The organism is Pseudomonas sp. GW822-FHT01E03 (assembly GCF_058802985.1).
In genome coordinates this window covers 536,132-553,037 of record NZ_JBXAOQ010000002.1, presented here as the reverse complement: position 1 = coordinate 553,037, position 16,906 = coordinate 536,132, and the positions used below count along the sequence as shown (strand labels likewise).

Annotated in this window: 15 protein-coding genes; 6 read left to right on the top strand and 9 right to left on the bottom strand. The window is 60.4% G+C overall.

Going from position 1 to position 16,906, the window contains the following annotated elements; all coding sequences use genetic code 11:
* The first annotated feature begins 22 nt into the window (after positions 1–22).
* From mdtD to yccS, 4 genes are all read left to right on the top strand, one after another.
* The gene (mdtD, locus tag AC1RP7_RS05785; RefSeq protein WP_057712975.1) at positions 23–1,450 is read left to right on the top strand and encodes a multidrug transporter subunit MdtD; all 1,428 of its coding nucleotides are present in this window, start codon (positions 23–25) and stop codon (positions 1,448–1,450) included.
* Between the two features lie 105 nt (positions 1,451–1,555).
* The gene (dbpA, locus tag AC1RP7_RS05780) at positions 1,556–2,893 is read left to right on the top strand and encodes an ATP-dependent RNA helicase DbpA (protein ID WP_235863953.1); all 1,338 of its coding nucleotides are present in this window, start codon (positions 1,556–1,558) and stop codon (positions 2,891–2,893) included.
* A 149-nt stretch (positions 2,894–3,042) separates the two neighbouring features.
* Complete coding sequence (locus AC1RP7_RS05775) at positions 3,043–4,221, top strand: BaiN/RdsA family NAD(P)/FAD-dependent oxidoreductase (protein WP_057712973.1); 1,179 nt, start codon at positions 3,043–3,045, stop codon at positions 4,219–4,221.
* Positions 4,222–4,449: 228 nt separating this feature from the next.
* Positions 4,450–6,633 carry a YccS family putative transporter gene (gene yccS, locus AC1RP7_RS05770; protein WP_349736382.1) on the top strand — a complete coding sequence of 728 codons (2,184 nt, stop codon included), beginning with the start codon at positions 4,450–4,452 and terminating at the stop codon, positions 6,631–6,633.
* A gap of 156 nt (positions 6,634–6,789) precedes the next feature.
* Here yccS and AC1RP7_RS05765 read toward each other — a convergent pair whose 3' ends face one another.
* Positions 6,790–7,527, bottom strand: coding sequence for a substrate-binding periplasmic protein (locus tag AC1RP7_RS05765; RefSeq protein WP_493181347.1), 738 nt, complete (start codon positions 7,525–7,527; stop codon positions 6,790–6,792).
* Positions 7,528–7,785: 258 nt separating this feature from the next.
* On the opposite strand from AC1RP7_RS05765, the gene AC1RP7_RS05760 reads away from it, so the two are divergent.
* A complete protein-coding gene (locus AC1RP7_RS05760; protein WP_057712970.1) occupies positions 7,786–8,238 on the top strand; it encodes a GNAT family N-acetyltransferase in 453 nt (150 codons plus the stop codon).
* Positions 8,239–8,346: 108 nt separating this feature from the next.
* Here the strand turns inward: AC1RP7_RS05760 and AC1RP7_RS05755 are convergent, their stop codons facing one another.
* Genes AC1RP7_RS05755 through AC1RP7_RS05745 form a run of 3 tightly spaced genes read right to left on the bottom strand, consistent with a single transcriptional unit; the run spans position 8,347 to position 11,338 of the window.
* Positions 8,347–8,643, bottom strand: a complete 297-nt coding sequence (locus AC1RP7_RS05755; protein WP_007894945.1) for a winged helix-turn-helix domain-containing protein — start codon at positions 8,641–8,643, stop codon at positions 8,347–8,349.
* A 37-nt stretch (positions 8,644–8,680) separates the two neighbouring features.
* Positions 8,681–9,169: a YgjP-like metallopeptidase domain-containing protein gene (locus tag AC1RP7_RS05750; protein ID WP_057712969.1), complete on the bottom strand. Its 489-nt coding sequence runs from the start codon at positions 9,167–9,169 to the stop codon at positions 8,681–8,683.
* Positions 9,170–9,214: 45 nt separating this feature from the next.
* Complete coding sequence (locus AC1RP7_RS05745) at positions 9,215–11,338, bottom strand: putative bifunctional diguanylate cyclase/phosphodiesterase (protein WP_057712968.1); 2,124 nt, start codon at positions 11,336–11,338, stop codon at positions 9,215–9,217.
* 323 nt (positions 11,339–11,661) lie between these two features.
* Here AC1RP7_RS05745 and AC1RP7_RS05740 point away from each other — a divergent pair, with 323 nt between their 5' ends.
* Positions 11,662–12,330, top strand: a complete 669-nt coding sequence (locus AC1RP7_RS05740; RefSeq protein ID WP_340312885.1) for a polysaccharide lyase family 7 protein — start codon at positions 11,662–11,664, stop codon at positions 12,328–12,330.
* A 193-nt stretch (positions 12,331–12,523) separates the two neighbouring features.
* Here AC1RP7_RS05740 and fba read toward each other — a convergent pair whose 3' ends face one another.
* From fba to epd, 5 genes are all read right to left on the bottom strand, one after another.
* The gene (fba, locus tag AC1RP7_RS05735) at positions 12,524–13,588 is read right to left on the bottom strand and encodes a class II fructose-bisphosphate aldolase (RefSeq protein WP_007981624.1); all 1,065 of its coding nucleotides are present in this window, start codon (positions 13,586–13,588) and stop codon (positions 12,524–12,526) included.
* A gap of 262 nt (positions 13,589–13,850) precedes the next feature.
* On the bottom strand, positions 13,851–14,183 hold the full coding sequence (locus AC1RP7_RS05730) for an MliC family protein (protein WP_090451874.1): 333 nt from the start codon (positions 14,181–14,183) through the stop codon (positions 13,851–13,853).
* A 56-nt stretch (positions 14,184–14,239) separates the two neighbouring features.
* A complete protein-coding gene (locus tag AC1RP7_RS05725) occupies positions 14,240–14,461 on the bottom strand; it encodes a hypothetical protein (RefSeq protein WP_150813772.1) in 222 nt (73 codons plus the stop codon).
* A 35-nt stretch (positions 14,462–14,496) separates the two neighbouring features.
* Entirely contained in the window at positions 14,497–15,660 is a 1,164-nt protein-coding gene (locus tag AC1RP7_RS05720; protein WP_057712964.1) for a phosphoglycerate kinase, read from the bottom strand.
* A 12-nt stretch (positions 15,661–15,672) separates the two neighbouring features.
* Positions 15,673–16,725: an erythrose-4-phosphate dehydrogenase gene (gene epd / locus AC1RP7_RS05715; RefSeq protein WP_057716543.1), complete on the bottom strand. Its 1,053-nt coding sequence runs from the start codon at positions 16,723–16,725 to the stop codon at positions 15,673–15,675.
* Positions 16,726–16,906: the final 181 nt, after the last annotated feature.

Below are 16,906 nucleotides of genomic sequence, written 5' to 3'. Positions count from 1 at the left end.
GACTTCATCCACAAGAGGTCCCATGCCCAACCGCCCGCCTCTCGACGCTGTGACTGCCCGCTGGATACCCTGGGTCGTCGCCATTGCCTTCTTCATGCAGTCCCTCGACGGGACGATCCTCAACACCGCCCTGCCCGCCATGGCCCGGGACCTGGCCGAAGATCCGCTACGCATGCAAGGTGTGATCATCGCCTACATGCTCACGGTCGCCTTGCTGATTCCCGCGTCCGGCTGGATCGCCGATCGCTTCGGCACCCGGAAAATCTTCTTCAGTGCGATTTTGCTGTTCAGCCTCGGCTCGCTGCTCTGCGCATTGTCGACCAGCCTGACCCAGTTGATCGGCTCCCGGGTGATCCAGGGCTTGGGCGGCGCGTTGATGCTGCCGGTCGGGCGGCTGGTGGTGTTGCGCGCCTACCCGCGCTCGGAGCTGGTGCGGATCATGGGCTTCATCACCATTCCCGGGCTGCTCGGCCCGTTGATCGGCCCGACCATGGGCGGCTGGATGGTGCAATACCTGACGTGGCACTGGATATTCCTGATCAACCTGCCGGTGGGGCTGGTCGGTTGCTACGCCGTCTGGAAGTTCATCCCGGACCTGCGCGGCACCGAGCGCACCCGTTTCGATAGCCTGGGCTTCGTGCTGTTCGGCGCGGCGATGATTCTGATTACCATCGCCATGGAAGGCCTGGGCGAATTGCACCTGCCGCACCTGCGGGTGATGTTGCTGCTGTTCGGCGGCATGGCGTGCCTGGCGGCGTACTGGCTGCGTGCCGGGCATATCGAAAACCCGCTGTTCGCGCCGTCGTTGTTCAAGACCCGGACCTTTGCCGTGGGCATTCTCGGCAACCTGTTCGCCCGCCTCGGCAGCGGCGCCCTGCCCTTTCTGGTGCCGTTGCTGCTGCAAGTGGCGCTGGGCTATTCGCCGTCCCAGGCCGGGATGAGCATGCTGCCGCTGGCGGCGGCGGCGATGATCGCCAAGTGGGTGGCGCGGCCGCTGATCGAACATCTGGGTTACCGCATCGTGCTCACCGGCAACACCCTGGCGCTGGGGATCATGCTGGCGAGCATGGGCCTGGTCAGCGAGCAGACGCCGTACTGGCTGCTGCTGTGCCAGCTGGCGATCCTTGGCGCGATCAACTCCCTGCAGTTCACCGCGATGAACACCGTGACCCTGATCGACCTCGACGATGCCAGCGCCAGCAGCGGCAACAGCCTGCTGTCGGTGGTCGCGCAATTGTCACTGAGTCTGGGGGTAGCCTGCGCCGGTGCATTGCTCGGCGGGTTCACGGCCGAGATCGGAAATGACGGCGTGGACACGGTTTTGGGTGCCTTTCAACTGACGTTTGTGACGGTTGGAATCATGGCAATGCTGGCCGCGACGATCTTTTCCCAGCTATCACGGAATGACGGACGGCGAGTCAAACGTCCGGAAGAACACATAGAGCCTTAGGGCGAATGGCCACCGGACTGGTACACTGCGCGACATTTTGTTTTGCAGGCCAGTCCCGTGACCACCATCGCCACCGAATTTAATACTTTGCCGCTGTCCGCCGCCATGCTGGCTAACCTCGACTCCCTCGGTTATGCCCAGATGACGCCGATCCAGGCGCAAAGCTTGCCGGTGATCCTCAAGGGGATGGACCTGATCGCCCAGGCCAAGACCGGCAGCGGCAAGACCGCCGCGTTCGGCATCGGTCTGCTGAACCCGATCAATCCGCGTTACTTCGGTTGCCAGGCGCTGATCCTGTGCCCGACCCGCGAGCTGGCCGACCAGGTCGCCAAGGAAATCCGTCGCCTGGCCCGTGCCGAAGACAACATCAAGGTCCTGACCCTGTGCGGCGGCGTGTCCCTCGGCCCGCAGATCGCTTCGCTGGAACACGGCGCGCACATCATCGTCGGCACCCCGGGCCGTATTCAGCAGCACCTGCGCAAGGGCTCGCTGGTGCTCCACGGCCTGAACACCCTGATCCTCGACGAAGCCGACCGCATGCTCGACATGGGTTTCTACGACTCCATCGAAGAAATCATCATGCAGGCCCCGGAACGTCGCCAGACCCTGCTGTTCTCCGCCACCTACCCGGTCGGTATCAAGCAGCTGGCCTCGAAATTCATGCGCAATCCGCAGCAGGTCAAGGCCGAGGCGTTCCACGACGACACGCAGATCGAGCAGCGCTTCTACGAGATTTCCCCGGATGACCGCATGAGTGCGGTGACCAAGGTGCTTGGCCACTTCCGTCCGGCCTCCTGCGTGGCTTTCTGCTTCACCAAGCAGCAAGTTCAGGAAACCGTCGATCACCTGACCGCCAAGGGCATCTCCGCCGTCGGCCTGCACGGCGATCTGGAACAACGTGACCGCGACCAGGTGCTGGCGATGTTCGCCAACCGCAGCACTTCGGTGCTGGTGGCAACCGACGTCGCAGCGCGCGGCCTCGATATCGATTCCCTGGACATGGTAATCAACGTCGAACTGGCCCGTGATTCGGAAATCCACATTCACCGCGTCGGCCGTACTGGCCGCGCCGGTGAGAAAGGCCTCGCGATCAGCCTGGTGGCGCCGTCCGAAGCACAGCGCGCCCAGGCTATCGAGCAATTGCAGAAGACACCATTGACCTGGGATCAGGTGGACAACCTCACCTCCAAGGGTGGTGGTCCGCTGTTGCCGCAGATGAGCACCCTGTGCATCGCTGGCGGCCGTAAGGACAAGGTTCGTCCGGGCGACATTCTTGGCGCACTGACCGGTGACGCCGGCATCCCTGGTGCCCAGGTCGGCAAGATCGCGATTTTCGACTTCCAGGCCTATGTGGCCGTGGAGCGCGGCGTCGCCAAGCAGGCCTTGCAGCGTTTGAACGACGGCAAGATCAAGGGCCGTTCGTTGCGCGTTCGCATCCTGTAACAACACGCCCCCCCCCTGTAGGAGCGAGCTTGCTCGCGATGGGCGTGAACGATAACGCTGGCAGCCTGGCTCACCGCGGTGAGCTCGGGTTTTTCGCGAGCAAGCTCGCTCCTACAGGGACCGCAATAGTTTTTTGTGAGGACACCGTTTTGCGCTCTACCGAAGTCGTGATCATTGGCGCTGGCGCCGCAGGGTTGATGTGTGCACTGACCGCCGCCGGGCGCGGGCGCAAGGTGTTGCTGCTCGACCATGCCAACAAGGCCGGCAAGAAAATCCTGATGTCGGGCGGTGGCCGCTGCAATTTCACCAACATGTACACTGAACCGAGCAATTTCCTCTCGCAGAACGCTCACTTCTGCAAATCCGCCCTGGCCCGTTATACCCAGTGGGATTTCATCGGCATGGTGGCCAAGCACGGCGTGCCGTACCACGAGAAAAAACTCGGCCAGTTGTTCTGCGATAACAAATCCAGTGACATTCTCGAAATGCTGCTCAACGAGTGCAATCAGGTCGGCGTCAGCCTGCACCTGGACACCTCGATCCAGACCATCGAGAGGCTTGAAAAAGGCTACTTGCTCGACACGACGCTTGACCAAATCACCTGCGAATCCCTGGTGATCGCCACCGGCGGCCTGTCGATCCCGACCCTGGGCGCCACCGGTTTCGGCTATCAAGTGGCCAAGCAGTTCGGCCACGAACTGCTGCCGACCCGCGCCGGCCTGGTGCCGTTCACCATTACCGATCAGCTCAAAGCCTTGTGCACCGAGTTGTCCGGTACGTCGGTGGATTGCCTGGTGAGCTGCAACGACCAGAGCTTCCGCGAGAACATCCTGTTCACCCACCGCGGCCTCAGCGGCCCGGCGATTTTGCAGATCTCGTCGTTCTGGGAATCCGGCGATACCGTCGAGATCAACCTTCTGCCGGATCACGACGTACCAAGCTGGCTGCAACAGCAACAGGCCGAACGTCCCAACAGCGAGCTGAAAACCCTGCTCGGTGAAATCTTCACCAAGAAGATGGCCAACCTGCTGGCGGACAACTGGTTCGTCTCCAAACCGATGAAGCAGTACACCCACGCGGAACTGGCCGATATCGCGGAAAAACTGGCGAGCTGGAAAGTCGTGCCGGCGGGCACCGAAGGCTATCGCACCGCCGAGGTGACCCTGGGCGGCGTCAACACCAATGAAGTGTCGTCCAAGACCATGGAATCGCTGAAGAGCCCGGGGCTGTACTTCATCGGCGAAGTACTCGACGTGACCGGGCATCTGGGCGGGTTCAACTTCCAGTGGGCGTGGGCATCAGGCTACGCGGCTGCGCAGTACGTCTGATTCAAAAATCAATACAACCCCTGTGGGAGCGAGCTTGCTTGCGATGAGGCCATAACATTCAACAGAGATGTTGATTGACAGGCCGCCATCGCGAGCAAGCTCGCTCCCACAGTGGTTTGAAGTGCCTGACAAGGAACAGATTTTGCTGTCTGATGTGATCGACGCCATTGCGTCGGCGTCATTAGTGGCTCAATTTAGCGTCATTGCCTCGGAAGGCCTTCGCATTTCATGTCATCGACTTCGTTCCGCCAGTCTCTGCGTCGCCTTTGGGCGCTGGATAAATTCAGCTACAGCGTGCGGGTATTCATTGCTCTGACCGGCACCATGGCGCTGTGTTGGTATCAGGATGAAATGGGCCTTCTGATCCCGTTGTTCCTGGGGATCATCGCCAGTGCCCTGGCCGAGACCGACGACAGCTGGCAGGGCCGTCTCAACGCACTGGCGGTGACGCTGGTGTGTTTCGCGGTCGCCGCCCTCTCCGTCGAACTGCTCTTCCCCTACCCCCCGCTGTTTATCATCGCCTTCGCCCTGGCCGCGTTCTGCCTGACCATGCTCGGCGCCCTCGGCGAGCGCTATGGCGCGATTGCCTCGGCGACGTTGATCCTTTCGGTCTACACCATGATCGGCGTGGACCAGCGTGGTGGTGCGGTCATCGACGTCTGGCACGAGCCGATGCTGCTGGTGGCCGGTGCCGCCTGGTACGGCTTGCTGTCGGTGTTGTGGCAGGCGCTGTTTTCCAATCAGCCGGTGCAGCAGAGCCTGGCGCGGCTGTTCCGCGAGCTGGGCTTTTACCTGAAGCTCAAATCCTCGCTGTTCGAGCCGATCCGGCAGATGGACGTGGAGGCGCGGCGCCTGGAGTTGGCCCAACAGAACGGCCGGGTGGTGGCGGCACTGAACGCCGCCAAGGAGATCATCCTGCACCGGGTCGGCAACGGGCGCCCGGGGTCGAAAGTCAGCCGCTACCTCAAACTGTACTTCCTCGCCCAGGACATCCACGAGCGTGCCAGTTCGTCGCACTACCCGTACAACGCCCTGGCCGACGCCTTCTTCCACAGCGACGTGCTGTTCCGCTGCCAACGCCTGTTGCGCCAGCAAGGCAAGGCCTGTCGGGCACTGGCCGAATCGATCCAGATGCGCCAGCCGTTCACCTATGACGCTAGTTTCGCCGAGGCCCTGAGCGACCTGGATGCCTCTCTCGAACACCTGCGCATCCAGAGCAACCCGGCCTGGCGCGGCTTGCTGCGTTCACTGCGGGCATTGGCAGCCAACCTCGGCACCCTCGACCGCTTGCTCAGCGATGCCAGTAACCCCGACGCCCTGGCCGACGCCACCGACAGCAGCCTGCTCGACCGTTCGCCGCGCAGCCTCAAGGACGTGTGGCTTCGCTTGCGCACGCAGCTGACGCCGACCTCGCTGCTGTTCCGCCATGCCCTGCGATTGCCCCTGGCCTTGAGCATCGGCTACGCCATGGTGCATTTGATTCACCCGTCCCAAGGCTACTGGATCATCCTCACCACGCTGTTCGTTTGCCAACCGAACTACGGCGCCACTCGCCGCAAACTCGGTCAACGGATCATCGGCACCGCCATTGGCCTGACACTGGCCTGGGCGCTGTTCGACCTGTTCCCGAACCCGCTGATCCAGTCATGCTTCGCCATCGCCGCCGGGGTGGTGTTCTTTACCAACCGCACCACCCGCTACACCCTGGCGACGGCGGCAATCACCCTGATGGTGCTGTTCTGCTTCAACCAGGTAGGTGACGGTTACGGACTGTTCCTGCCACGCTTGTTCGATACCTTGCTCGGCAGCCTGATTGCCGGGCTGGCGGTGTTCCTGTTCCTGCCGGACTGGCAGGGCCGACGCCTGAACAAAGTGCTGGCCAACACCCTGGCCTGCAACAGCATCTACCTGCGCCAGATCATGCAGCAATACGCTGCGGGTAAAAGCGACGACCTGGCTTACCGCCTGGCCCGCCGCAACGCGCACAACGCCGACGCGGCACTGTCGACCACACTGGCCAACATGCTGATGGAGCCGGGACATTTCCGAAAGGAGGCGGATGTGGGCTTCCGCTTCCTGGTGCTGTCACACACGCTACTCAGTTACCTGTCGGGCCTGGGCGCGCACCGGGAAACCCAACTGCCGACGGACGTGCGTGAACATTTGATCGAAGGGGCCGGAGTGAAACTGGCCGCCAGCATCGACGAGATCGCCCAAGGGCTGGCGAGCAAGTCTTCGATTGAAATTCAGAGCGATGAAGAAGAAGCACTGGCCAATGAACTGGAACAGATGCCTGATGAAATCGATGAGGGGCAGCGGTTGGTGCAGACGCAACTGGCGCTGATCTGCCGGCAGTTGGGGCCGCTGAGGACCTTGGCGGCACATCTGATCAAGGACACCAGTGAGGATTGAGATCTGTGGTGTCTGGGCGGGCCTCATCGCGAGCAAGCTCGCTCCCATAGGGGGCTCTGGTGTTCACAAAACTTGTGTCGACTGAAGATCTACTGTGGGAGCGAGCTTGCTCGCGATGAGGCCATCAGCAACAACACAGAAACTGGCTAAACCCACTCACATCCCATGCCGTTTCATCAACTTGTCATAACTCCCGTCCACCTTCATCGCCGCTATCTCGCGGTCGAAACCGGCGACGATTCGTGCATGCTCGGGATTCTTCAGGCTGACCATGATATGCAGGCTGTTCTCGCTCAATGGCTTGGGCAGGAACTCCACGGCGTTCCGCACCTTGGGTGACTCACGGGCCAGGTAGTAGCGGGCGACGAATTCATCTTCCAGCGTCAGCTTGACCCGGTCCGCCGCGAGCATGCGCACCGCCATGGCGAAACTGTGCACAGGGAATTTCTGCAACGACTCGTCGTTGTCGAACGGGGGCGAATAGGCGTATCCACGCACCACGGCAATCGGATAGGTGTGCAATTGCTGCAGGTTATTGAATTCAATGGGCGCGTCCTTGCGCTTGAGAAAGCGCACGCGATTGAGCAGGTACTCGCCGGAGAACTGGCCAAGCCTGGTCCGCTCCTCCGAGTACCAGGCGTTGACCAGCACGTCGTATCGACCCTCGCCCAATCCCATCAAGGCCCGTGCCCAGGGCACCTGTTCGAAATCACTGGCGTAGCCAGCCCTGGCGAGCGCGGTACTGACAATATCCGTCGCCAGACCGCCGTTGACGAGCGTGGAATCGGTAAAGGGAGGCCAGGCATCAGCGACCAGCCGCAGTTTTTCTGCCGCAGCTCCCTGACCCAGCAACAGCAATCCAATCAAGGCCAAAGCTCGATGCAATCGCGGCATGCCAGAAAATCCTTAGCGGGCGGCTTGCCCGACGTGTTTTCAGCCAAAACCCCAAGGCCCCTGTACCGGCAAGGCCCGGGTACTCAACATTCGCTCATCGAAGCCATAGCACAGCGCTTCGATCCAGATTACACAAAGAAGACATCCGCGCGAAAAATGAATGATGGCATTTTGGCCTTTGTCACAGATTCTTCCGCCATAAAGACTTCTGGCGTGAGTGCGCTTAGTATCAGAACGACGTTTTCAGGGAATCAAAACATGACAGTCGACTGGATCTGCAAACACCACAGCGACCTGGGCAAGGAGCAGCTGTACGCCATTTTGCAGCTGCGTGCAGAAGTGTTCGTCGTTGAACAGAAATGCGTTTACCAGGATATCGATGGCCAGGATCTGGAAGGTGACACCCTCCACGTGATGGCCTGGGACGGTAACCGGCTGGTGGCTTACCTGCGGCTGCTTGACCCGCAATCACAGGGCGGCGACGTGGTGATCGGACGGGTGATCATTGCACCCCAGGCACGCGGTGCCGGGCTGGGGCATGAGCTGATGGAACAGGCACTCAAACAGATCGAAAAATACTGGCCCGGTCTGCCGGTCTACCTCTCGGCCCAGGCGCATTTGCAGGGGTATTACGGGCGGTACGGGTTTGTCGTGGCGGGAGAGGAATATGTCGAGGATGGCATTCCACACATCGGGATGCGTCGCCCTTGAAGGCCTTATCGCGAGCAAGCTCGCTCCCACACTGGATTGGGTTCACAACTCAGATCAGATGTGGGAGCGAGCCTGCTCGCGATGGCGTCAGCTCAGGCGCCGCAAATCTCAGGGATACTCCAGCACCGCCTTGATCTGCCGCAGGTTACGCTCGATCCACCCGCGATCGATCGCACCCCACTCGCGAATCCGATAGCGCCCCGCATGGTTGCGCGCGCCCTCTTCCTGCTCGAACTCACACACAATATCCAGATCCGCCAAAGCCGCGATGGTGTCCTGTGCCGTGCGCCTGGGCATGCCGGTGACTTCGGTCAGCGCCGGGACGCTGCTGGCCAGCCCGCTGTCGATCAGGTACGCCACGTACAACCGGCGATAGAAGCTGCTCTTGGTCTTGCTCACGTCCATCCAATGCTCCTTAAAAGGTCGCAGCCTGCGGCAGCTCCTACAGATCCCGCCACGTCAGGTACACCCGCACATCAAATTCCACCTGGTGATAACCCGGCAGCATGTGTTCGCACAGTTTGTAGAATGCCTTGTTGTGGTCCGATTCCTTGAAGTGCGCCAGCTCATGCACCACGATCATTTTCAGGAACTCGCAAGGCGCTTCCTTGAACAGCGAAGCGATGCGGATTTCCTTCTTGGCCTTGAGCTTGCCACCCTGCACCCGTGAAATCGTGGTGTGCAGGCCAAGGGCACGGTGGGTCAGGTCCAGACGGTTGTCGAACAGCACCTTGTCGATGGCCGGAGCGTTACGCAAGTACTCCTGCTTGAGGTCCAGAGCATAGGTGTACAGCGCCTTGTCGCTCTGCACCCCGTGCTTTTGCGGGTAACGCTGGTTCAGGTAATCGCCCAGCCGACCGTCGGCGATCAGCTGGCGTACCTGGTCCTGCAAGGTGGCGGGATAGGCCTGGAGATATTTCAACACGGTCATCGGGGCGGCAATACAGGTCACTAAAAGGTCGCCAGTGTAGCGAATTCAGCGGGGCAGCGCGCTCCAGTCAAACGGCTGGACAAAGACCCCGGTGTCTTCGGCCATCATCGGCCGGGCCACCAGAAAACCTTGCACATACTCACAGCTGTTGGCTTGCAGCCATTCATACTGAGCGACGGTTTCCACCCCTTCGGCAATCACCAATATTCCGAACTGCTTGCACAGGTCGATCACACTGCGCACCAGCGCCGCATCCCTTGCCGAATCCGGCAACCGGGCGATCAAATGGCGGTCGATCTTCAGAGTATCCAGCGCCAGGTCGCGCAAGTGCGTCAGGGAGCAGGGTCCGACCCCGAAGTCATCCAATGCCACGCGTACGCCCAGGTTGTGCAGCAGGCGCAATTGCTTGCGGGTTTCTTCAGGGTTGCGCATCAAGGCCTCTTCCGTGACCTCGACTTCCAGGTGACGCGGTTGCAGGCCATGGCGCTCCAGCACCTGGCGCAACTCGGTGACCAGGTTGGGCATGCCGAACTGCGTACTGCTCAAGCTGACGCCGAGCACCAGGTCCTCGGCAAACAGGGACTCCCAGGCTTTGCGTTGCCCGGCGCCGCGATGGTAAATCCAGCTGCCCAGGCGACTGATCAGCCGCGCCTCCTCCAGCAATGGCAAAAACAGCCCCGGGGGGACATCGCCAACGCTCGGATGCTGCCAGCGCAACAAGGCCTCGAAGCCACGAATCCGCCCGTCGGCAATCGCAACCTGAGGCTGATACACCAGATTGAAATCCCGCTTCTCGATGGCCGTGCGCACACTTTCTTCCAGCATCAGCCGCGTGCGCGCCCGGCCGTTCATTTCATGATCGTAGAAGCGATATTGCTGGCGGCCGGCACGCTTGGCTTCGTACATGGCAATGTCGGCCGCCCGCATCATCCCGTCGAGATTGGCGCCACAATCAGGGAACGTGGCAATGCCGATGCTGGCACCCAGAGCGATATCGAGGCCGTCGATCTGCTGACAGATCGACACTCGCTCGATGAGCTTCTCGGCAATCTTCGCCGCCTGCTCGGGGAACTCCAGATCCAGCAGCGCGGTGAACTCGTCGCCGCCCATCCGCGCCAGAATGTCGAAGGGCCGCAGGCAAGCCTTCAACTGTTCGGAGACCCAGCGCAGCACCCGATCGCCGGCATCGTGCCCGAGCGAATCATTGACTCGCTTGAAGCCGTCGAGGTCCAGGTACATCAGGACCCAGGAGCTGTCGGAACGCTCACCGCGCAACAGCAGGTTCTCTACGGTCTGGTAGAAACCCCGGCGGTTGAGCAATCCGCTCAGCGGATCGGTGACCGCCTGAAACTCCAGTTGCTGATGCAGATGGCGCACCACCGACATGTCCAGCACGGTCACGACCATCGCATGTTGCTCGGCGGGCAATGGCGCGCAGGACAAGGCCACCGGCACTTGCTGCCCGGGTGCCGTACGTAGCAGGGCATCGTGCAGGCGCAAGGTTTCGCCTCGTTTGTATCCGGCCAGCAACTCGGAGTCGGCCCAGATCGGGATATGCGGTTTTTGCAGGTAGTCCAGAAACTCCTTGCCTTGCAGTTCCTGCACCGGGGCATTGAGCAACCGTGAAATCGCCGGATTGGCAAAACGAATCAGACCGTCCTCACCCAATACCAGAATGCCTTCGGCTGCGTTTTCCAGCACCGACGCATTAAAGGCACGAGCCGCTTCCAGATCATGACTCAGGCGCTGCAAGGCCCGGCGGTTACGCTGGTGCTCGAGCAACGCCTGGACCTTGGGCGTAAAGACCTGTGGGTCGAACGGTTTGAACAGATAATCCACCGCACCACTGGCATAGCCCTTGATCACGGCATCCTGGGACTGTTCGTTGGCGGTCAGGAAAATGATCGGCGTCAGACGGGTCCGCTGGCTACCGCGCATCAGGCGCGCCACTTCATAACCGTCCATGTCCGGCATCTGCACGTCCAGCAGCACCAGGTCGATATCGTGTTCAAGTAACAAGCCGAGGGCCTCGAAACCCGAGGTGGCAGTAATGACCCGCCAGCCCTGGCGCTGTAACAACGCGCGCATGCTGATCAGGTTTTCGGGGTAATCGTCGACGACTAAAAGGGTTGAGCTGCCTTCTACTGGCGTGGGTTGCGCGCATTCCATGCTGCTTCTCTAATTGCGGGGTGTCAGGCCGGTTTCTCGTGAAAACCGGACAAATACTGCGTCTTCACTCTAGACCCGGTTCTGCAAAAGCAGAAGGTGTCAGTAAGCCATCATTTAATCATAGTGTCTTTTTACCGACTAACGGTCGATGGTTCAGGCGATGGAAACCGGGAAAGATGTCGCTTCGACAGGATGTTGACGTCAGCCACCCGTCAGACGGGCATTAACAAAATCTCCCGCTACGCTTATAAAGGCCGCCCCCGAAGGTGCGGGCTAGAGCTTCTGGCACGTCCGTGCAGCATGAATCAAGTGGAAGAACCGACATGATCGATCTTGCAACCTGGAACCTCAGCGTCCCCGTTGGCAGCCCGCCGTACACCGTCGAAACCGCCAAACTGGTGGACGGTTTCAAGGATCAATACTTCCATTCAGACACAGGCACATTGTTTTTCTGGACGCCCGTGACCGGCTCCCGTACCGAAAACGCAATTTATCCACGTACCGAATTGCGTGAAACCTACAGCAACGGTACGTTGAAAAACTGGTATTACCCGGAAGCCGACAATTTGTTGTATGCCACTCTGGCAGTGAACCAGGTGCCGAGCTCCGGGAAAATCGTCATCGGCCAGATCCATGCCTATCAAAGCCAGAAACCTCTGGTGAAGGTTGAATACCAATACAAAACCAGCACAGCCACCGGCAACATCGTCGCCAAGGTCCGGATGCATCCCGATGACGATACAGGCCGGGTGATCATCGTTGCGACGGGGGTGAAACTCGACCAGGAGTTCAACTACCTCATTCACCTCAGCCCCGGTGGGGCCTTGGGCATCAGTGCGGCAGGTTATCAATGGGATACGCAAATCAGCACGACCTGGCGTGACAAACCGCTGTATTTCAAGGCCGGGGTCTATGTACAGGACAACACCGGGTACACCACTGAAGGCGGCAAAGTGACCTTCAGCAAGCTGGATATCGATCACAACAATTGATATCGAGGCACTGTTGATCTTGTGGGAGCGGGCTTGCTCGCGAAGGCGTAATGTCAGACGACATTAATGTTGAATGACACACCGCTTTCGCGAGCAAGCCCGCTCCCACACTTACCGCGTCGATCCTGGATCATCGCCCACAAAAAACCCGCCTCTCGGCGGGTTTTTCATCAAGGCAGTTTAACGCTCAGGCTTAGTTGACCTTGGCGTTCAACTCACCTTTCAGGTAACGCTGATACATGCCTTCCAGCGAGATCGCCTTGATCTTCGAAGCGTTGCCGGCAGTACCGAAGGCTTCGTAGCGAGCGATACACACGTCACGCATGGCGGTGACGGTGGCGCCGAAGAATTTACGTGGGTCGAACTCGCTCGGGTTGGTGGCCATCAGGCGACGCATTGCGCCAGTGGATGCCAGGCGCAGGTCGGTGTCGATGTTGACCTTGCGCACGCCGTGCTTGATGCCTTCGACGATTTCTTCAACCGGAACGCCGTAGGTTTCCTTGATGTCGCCGCCGTACTGGTTGATGATCGCCAGCCACTCTTGCGGAACCGAAGACGAACCATGCATCACCAGGTGAGTGTTCGGAATGCGCTTGTGGATTTCTTTGATACGGTCGATGGCCAGCACGTCGCCGGTAGGCGGCTTGGTGAACTTGTAGGCGCCGTGGCTGGTGCCGATGGCGATGGCCAGAGCATCCACCTGAGTGCGTTTTACGAAGTCAGCGGCTTCTTCCGGGTCGGTCAGCATCTGGCTGTGATCCAGGACGCCTTCGGCGCCGATGCCGTCTTCTTCACCGGCCATGCCGGTTTCCAGCGAACCCAGGCAGCCCAGCTCGCCTTCTACCGAAACGCCGCAGGCGTGAGCCATGGCTACGGTTTGTTGGGTCACACGCACGTTGTAGTCGTAGTCGGTCGGGGTCTTGCCGTCTTCACCCAGGGAGCCGTCCATCATCACCGAGCTGAAGCCCAGCTGGATGGAGCGCTGGCACACGTCAGGGCTGGTGCCGTGGTCCTGGTGCATGCACACCGGGATGTGCGGGAATTCTTCGATGGCTGCCAGGATCAGGTGACGCAGGAACGGTGCGCCGGCGTATTTGCGAGCACCGGCCGAAGCCTGGACGATCACCGGGGAGTCAGTCTTGTCAGCGGCTTCCATGATGGCGCGCATCTGCTCAAGGTTGTTGACGTTGAAGGCTGGAACGCCGTAGCCGAACTCGGCTGCGTGGTCCAGCATCTGGCGCATGCTGATAAGTGCCATTGTGTATTTCTCTCCCGGTTGAGGGTCGTTAATCGTGCCAGCCTGCCGTAGCGGCGGCGGCTATTCAAGTTATTGCAGATCGGGGGTTGGGCCCGGCTGCGAATTCAGGTGTTACCAAAATCTTAAATACGACACAAAAACCCTGTGGGAGCGAGCTTGCTCGCGATGGGGGCGGCACATTCGGCATTGATGTGACTGTGATACCGCTATCGCGAGCAAGCTCGCTCCCACAATTGGATCTCTGTATACCAAATCAATCGTATTATTCAGCCTTACAGCCACGGCCAATCAAATCATTGGTGGCGACCCAGTAAACCAGGCCTTCCTCACCTTTTATGTGAAACGCCAGCATGTCATTGCTGTACAGCGAACCCGATGCACCCGGCTCCTGTTTCAAGCGATAGACCTGATCGGCACCGCCCAGGCGCACGTCGACTTCCCTAAGGCTGTCGTCGGTGTAGCGCCACAGCACTTTGGCTTGGCTGTCGCAGGTCCAGGTGGTCCAGTTATCCACAGGCGCGGACGACTGGAACGGGTTCAACTGAGCACAACCAGCCAACAGCGCCAGCGCCGTAACGGCGATAAAACCTTTCATCCATGTCCCTCGACTGACGGCACACGCCGCCAGCCCTGAGTAAAGAGTCAGACCCGTCAAGGGCAGCCATGTTCCTTGGCGGGTGCCCGGGTCTCGTATTTGTCCAGGCCCTCGGGCCCGGAGCGCTTGTTGAGCACCGGGTTGGTTTCCGCCTGCCAGTCGGCCTGATAACAGCCGTTGCGCGACGCAGGCGCCTCGGGTTCCGGCGTGGCTTTTGGGCTGCTCCCGCAAGCCGCCAGTGAACCCGCGACGATCAACAGCGCTAACGTCTTTACCATGTCAACACTCCCTTGCCTGGTCAAACGGGCGACCCTCAGGCCTTGGCCCGGCTTTCCAGGACTTCAACGGCTGGCAGGACCTTGCCTTCGACGAATTCGAGGAACGCACCGCCACCGGTAGAAATGTAGGAGATCTGCTCTGCCACGCCATACTTGTCGATGGCCGCCAGGGTGTCGCCACCGCCGGCAATGGAGAACGCCGCGCTGTCCGCGATGGCCTGGGCCAGCACCTTGGTGCCATTGCCGAACTGATCGAATTCGAACACGCCGACCGGACCGTTCCACAGGATAGTCTTGGACGACTTCAGCAGCTCGGCGAAATTCGCCGCGGTCTGCGGACCGATGTCCAGGATCATGTCGTCGGCAGCGACGTCAGCGATCAGCTTGACGGTCGCAGCGGCGCTTTCCGCGAATTCCTTGGCAACCACTACGTCCACTGGCAGCGGTACGCTGACCTTGGCGGCGATGGCGCGAGCGGTGTCCAGCAGGTCCGGCTCGTACAGGGATTTACCGACCGGGTGACCGGCAGCGGCCAGGAAGGTGTTGGCGATGCCGCCACCGACGATCAACTGGTTGCAGATCTGGCTCAGGCTGTTCAGCACGTCGAGTTTGGTCGACACCTTGGAGCCGGCAACGATAGCCGCCATCGGCTGGGCCGGGGCACCCAGGGCTTTGCCCAGTGCGTCCAGTTCAGCGGCCAGCAGCGGGCCGGCAGCAGCGACTTTGGCGAACTTGGCCACGCCGTGGGTCGAACCCTCGGCACGGTGAGCGGTGCCGAAGGCGTCCATCACGAACACGTCGCACAGGGCGGCGTATTGCTGGGCCAGTTCGTCAGCGTTCTTTTTCTCGCCTTTGTTGAAGCGCACGTTTTCGAACAGCACGATGTCGCCCGCTTTCACGTCAACACCGCCCAGGTAATCGGCCACCAGCGGCACTTCACGACCCAGAGCACGGCTCAGGTAGTCAGCGACTGGCTTGAGGCTGTTCTCGGCCGAGAACTCGCCTTCGGTCGGACGGCCAAGGTGCGAGCAGACCATCACGGCCGCGCCTTTTTCCAGGGCCAGCTTGATGGTCGGCAGCGAGGCCAGGATACGCGCATCGCTGGTGACAACACCGTCCTTGACTGGAACGTTGAGGTCTTCGCGGATCAATACGCGCTTACCTTGCAGATCGAGGTCGGACATCTTCAACACGGTCATGGGTCGCACTTCCTACGGTTTTTTTGAAGTTGCTGTTTGCAGATAGTGTTCTGCAACGTCCAGCATTCGGTTGGCAAAACCCCATTCATTGTCGAACCAGGCCAGGATGTTCACCAGCCGAGGGCCGGAAACGCGGGTCTGACTGGCATCGACGATCGCCGAATGTGGGTCATGGTTGAAATCACAGCTTGCGTGGGGTAGCTCGGTGTAGGCCAGCAGGCCTTTGAGCGGGCCGCTGGTGGCGGCTTCGCGCAGGATCCGGTTTACCTCGGTGGCGTCGGTCGCGGTGGCGGTCTGCATCGTGATATCGAGGCAGGACACGTTGACCGTCGGCACCCGCACGGCTTTGGCCTGAATTCGTCCGGCAAGTTCCGGCAGCAGGCGTTCGATACCTCGTGCCAGACCGGTGGACACCGGAATCACCGACTGGAACGCCGAACGGGTACGGCGCAGGTCTTCGTGGTGATAGGCATCGATGACCGGCTGATCGTTCATCGCCGAGTGAATGGTGGTGATCGACACGTAGTCCAGACCAATGGCCTGATTCAGCAGGCGCAACAGCGGCACGCCGCAGTTGGTGGTGCAGGACGCGTTGGACACCAGCAATTCGTCGCCGGTCAGGCAGTCCTGGTTCACGCCGTAGACGATGGTCGCGTCAACGTCCGTCTCGCTGGCCATCGGCTGGGAAAACAACACACGCGGGGCGCCGGCGTCGAGGAAACGCTGGCCGTCTTCGCGAGTGTGATAAGCGCCGGAGCACTCCAGCACCAGATCGACGCCCAGGGACGCCCAATCGATGCCTTCGGGGGTGGCACTGCGCAGGACCTTCACGCAGTCGCCATTAATATGCAGACAATCGCCCTCGACCTTCACTTCGCCGGGGAACCGGCCATGGGTGGAGTCAAAGCGTGTCAGGTATTCGATACTGGCCATGTCCGCCAGATCGTTGATCGCGACAATCTCGAACCCGGCCTTTTCGCCTCGCTCGAACAACGCACGCAAGACGCAACGACCAATCCGGCCGTAGCCGTTGAGTGCAACTTTGTAGGGACGCGGTTGAGGCATGGGGTTCTCGATAGACGCAGGCAAACGAATTCTCGTTAACAACACAACCCTTGTAGGAGCGAGCTTGCTCGCGATGGTGGCCCAGACAACGCGGGCATTCAGGCATCCAGCGTTATCCTTAATGACCATCGCGAGCGAGCTCGCTCCTACAGGGGGTTCGCGGTGGTCAGAAACCACCGCG

What these genes read in the sequence shown, in the direction of transcription:
- AC1RP7_RS05725 (WP_150813772.1), bottom strand. Translation starts at nt 14,461, where the DNA reads ATGGTAAAGACGTTAGCGCTGTTGATCGTCGCGGGTTCACTGGCGGCT.
- AC1RP7_RS05760 (WP_057712970.1), top strand. Translation starts at nt 7,786, where the DNA reads ATGACAGTCGACTGGATCTGCAAACACCACAGCGACCTGGGCAAGGAG.
- fba (WP_007981624.1), bottom strand. Translation starts at nt 13,588, where the DNA reads ATGGCACTTATCAGCATGCGCCAGATGCTGGACCACGCAGCCGAGTTC.
- mdtD (WP_057712975.1), top strand. Translation starts at nt 23, where the DNA reads ATGCCCAACCGCCCGCCTCTCGACGCTGTGACTGCCCGCTGGATACCC.
- dbpA (WP_235863953.1), top strand. Translation starts at nt 1,556, where the DNA reads ATGCTGGCTAACCTCGACTCCCTCGGTTATGCCCAGATGACGCCGATC.
- AC1RP7_RS05745 (WP_057712968.1), bottom strand. Translation starts at nt 11,338, where the DNA reads ATGGAATGCGCGCAACCCACGCCAGTAGAAGGCAGCTCAACCCTTTTA.
- AC1RP7_RS05730 (WP_090451874.1), bottom strand. Translation starts at nt 14,183, where the DNA reads ATGAAAGGTTTTATCGCCGTTACGGCGCTGGCGCTGTTGGCTGGTTGT.
- AC1RP7_RS05720 (WP_057712964.1), bottom strand. Translation starts at nt 15,660, where the DNA reads ATGACCGTGTTGAAGATGTCCGACCTCGATCTGCAAGGTAAGCGCGTA.
- epd (WP_057716543.1), bottom strand. Translation starts at nt 16,725, where the DNA reads ATGCCTCAACCGCGTCCCTACAAAGTTGCACTCAACGGCTACGGCCGG.
- AC1RP7_RS05740 (WP_340312885.1), top strand. Translation starts at nt 11,662, where the DNA reads ATGATCGATCTTGCAACCTGGAACCTCAGCGTCCCCGTTGGCAGCCCG.
- yccS (WP_349736382.1), top strand. Translation starts at nt 4,450, where the DNA reads ATGTCATCGACTTCGTTCCGCCAGTCTCTGCGTCGCCTTTGGGCGCTG.
- AC1RP7_RS05750 (WP_057712969.1), bottom strand. Translation starts at nt 9,169, where the DNA reads ATGACCGTGTTGAAATATCTCCAGGCCTATCCCGCCACCTTGCAGGAC.
- AC1RP7_RS05765 (WP_493181347.1), bottom strand. Translation starts at nt 7,527, where the DNA reads ATGCCGCGATTGCATCGAGCTTTGGCCTTGATTGGATTGCTGTTGCTG.
- AC1RP7_RS05755 (WP_007894945.1), bottom strand. Translation starts at nt 8,643, where the DNA reads ATGGACGTGAGCAAGACCAAGAGCAGCTTCTATCGCCGGTTGTACGTG.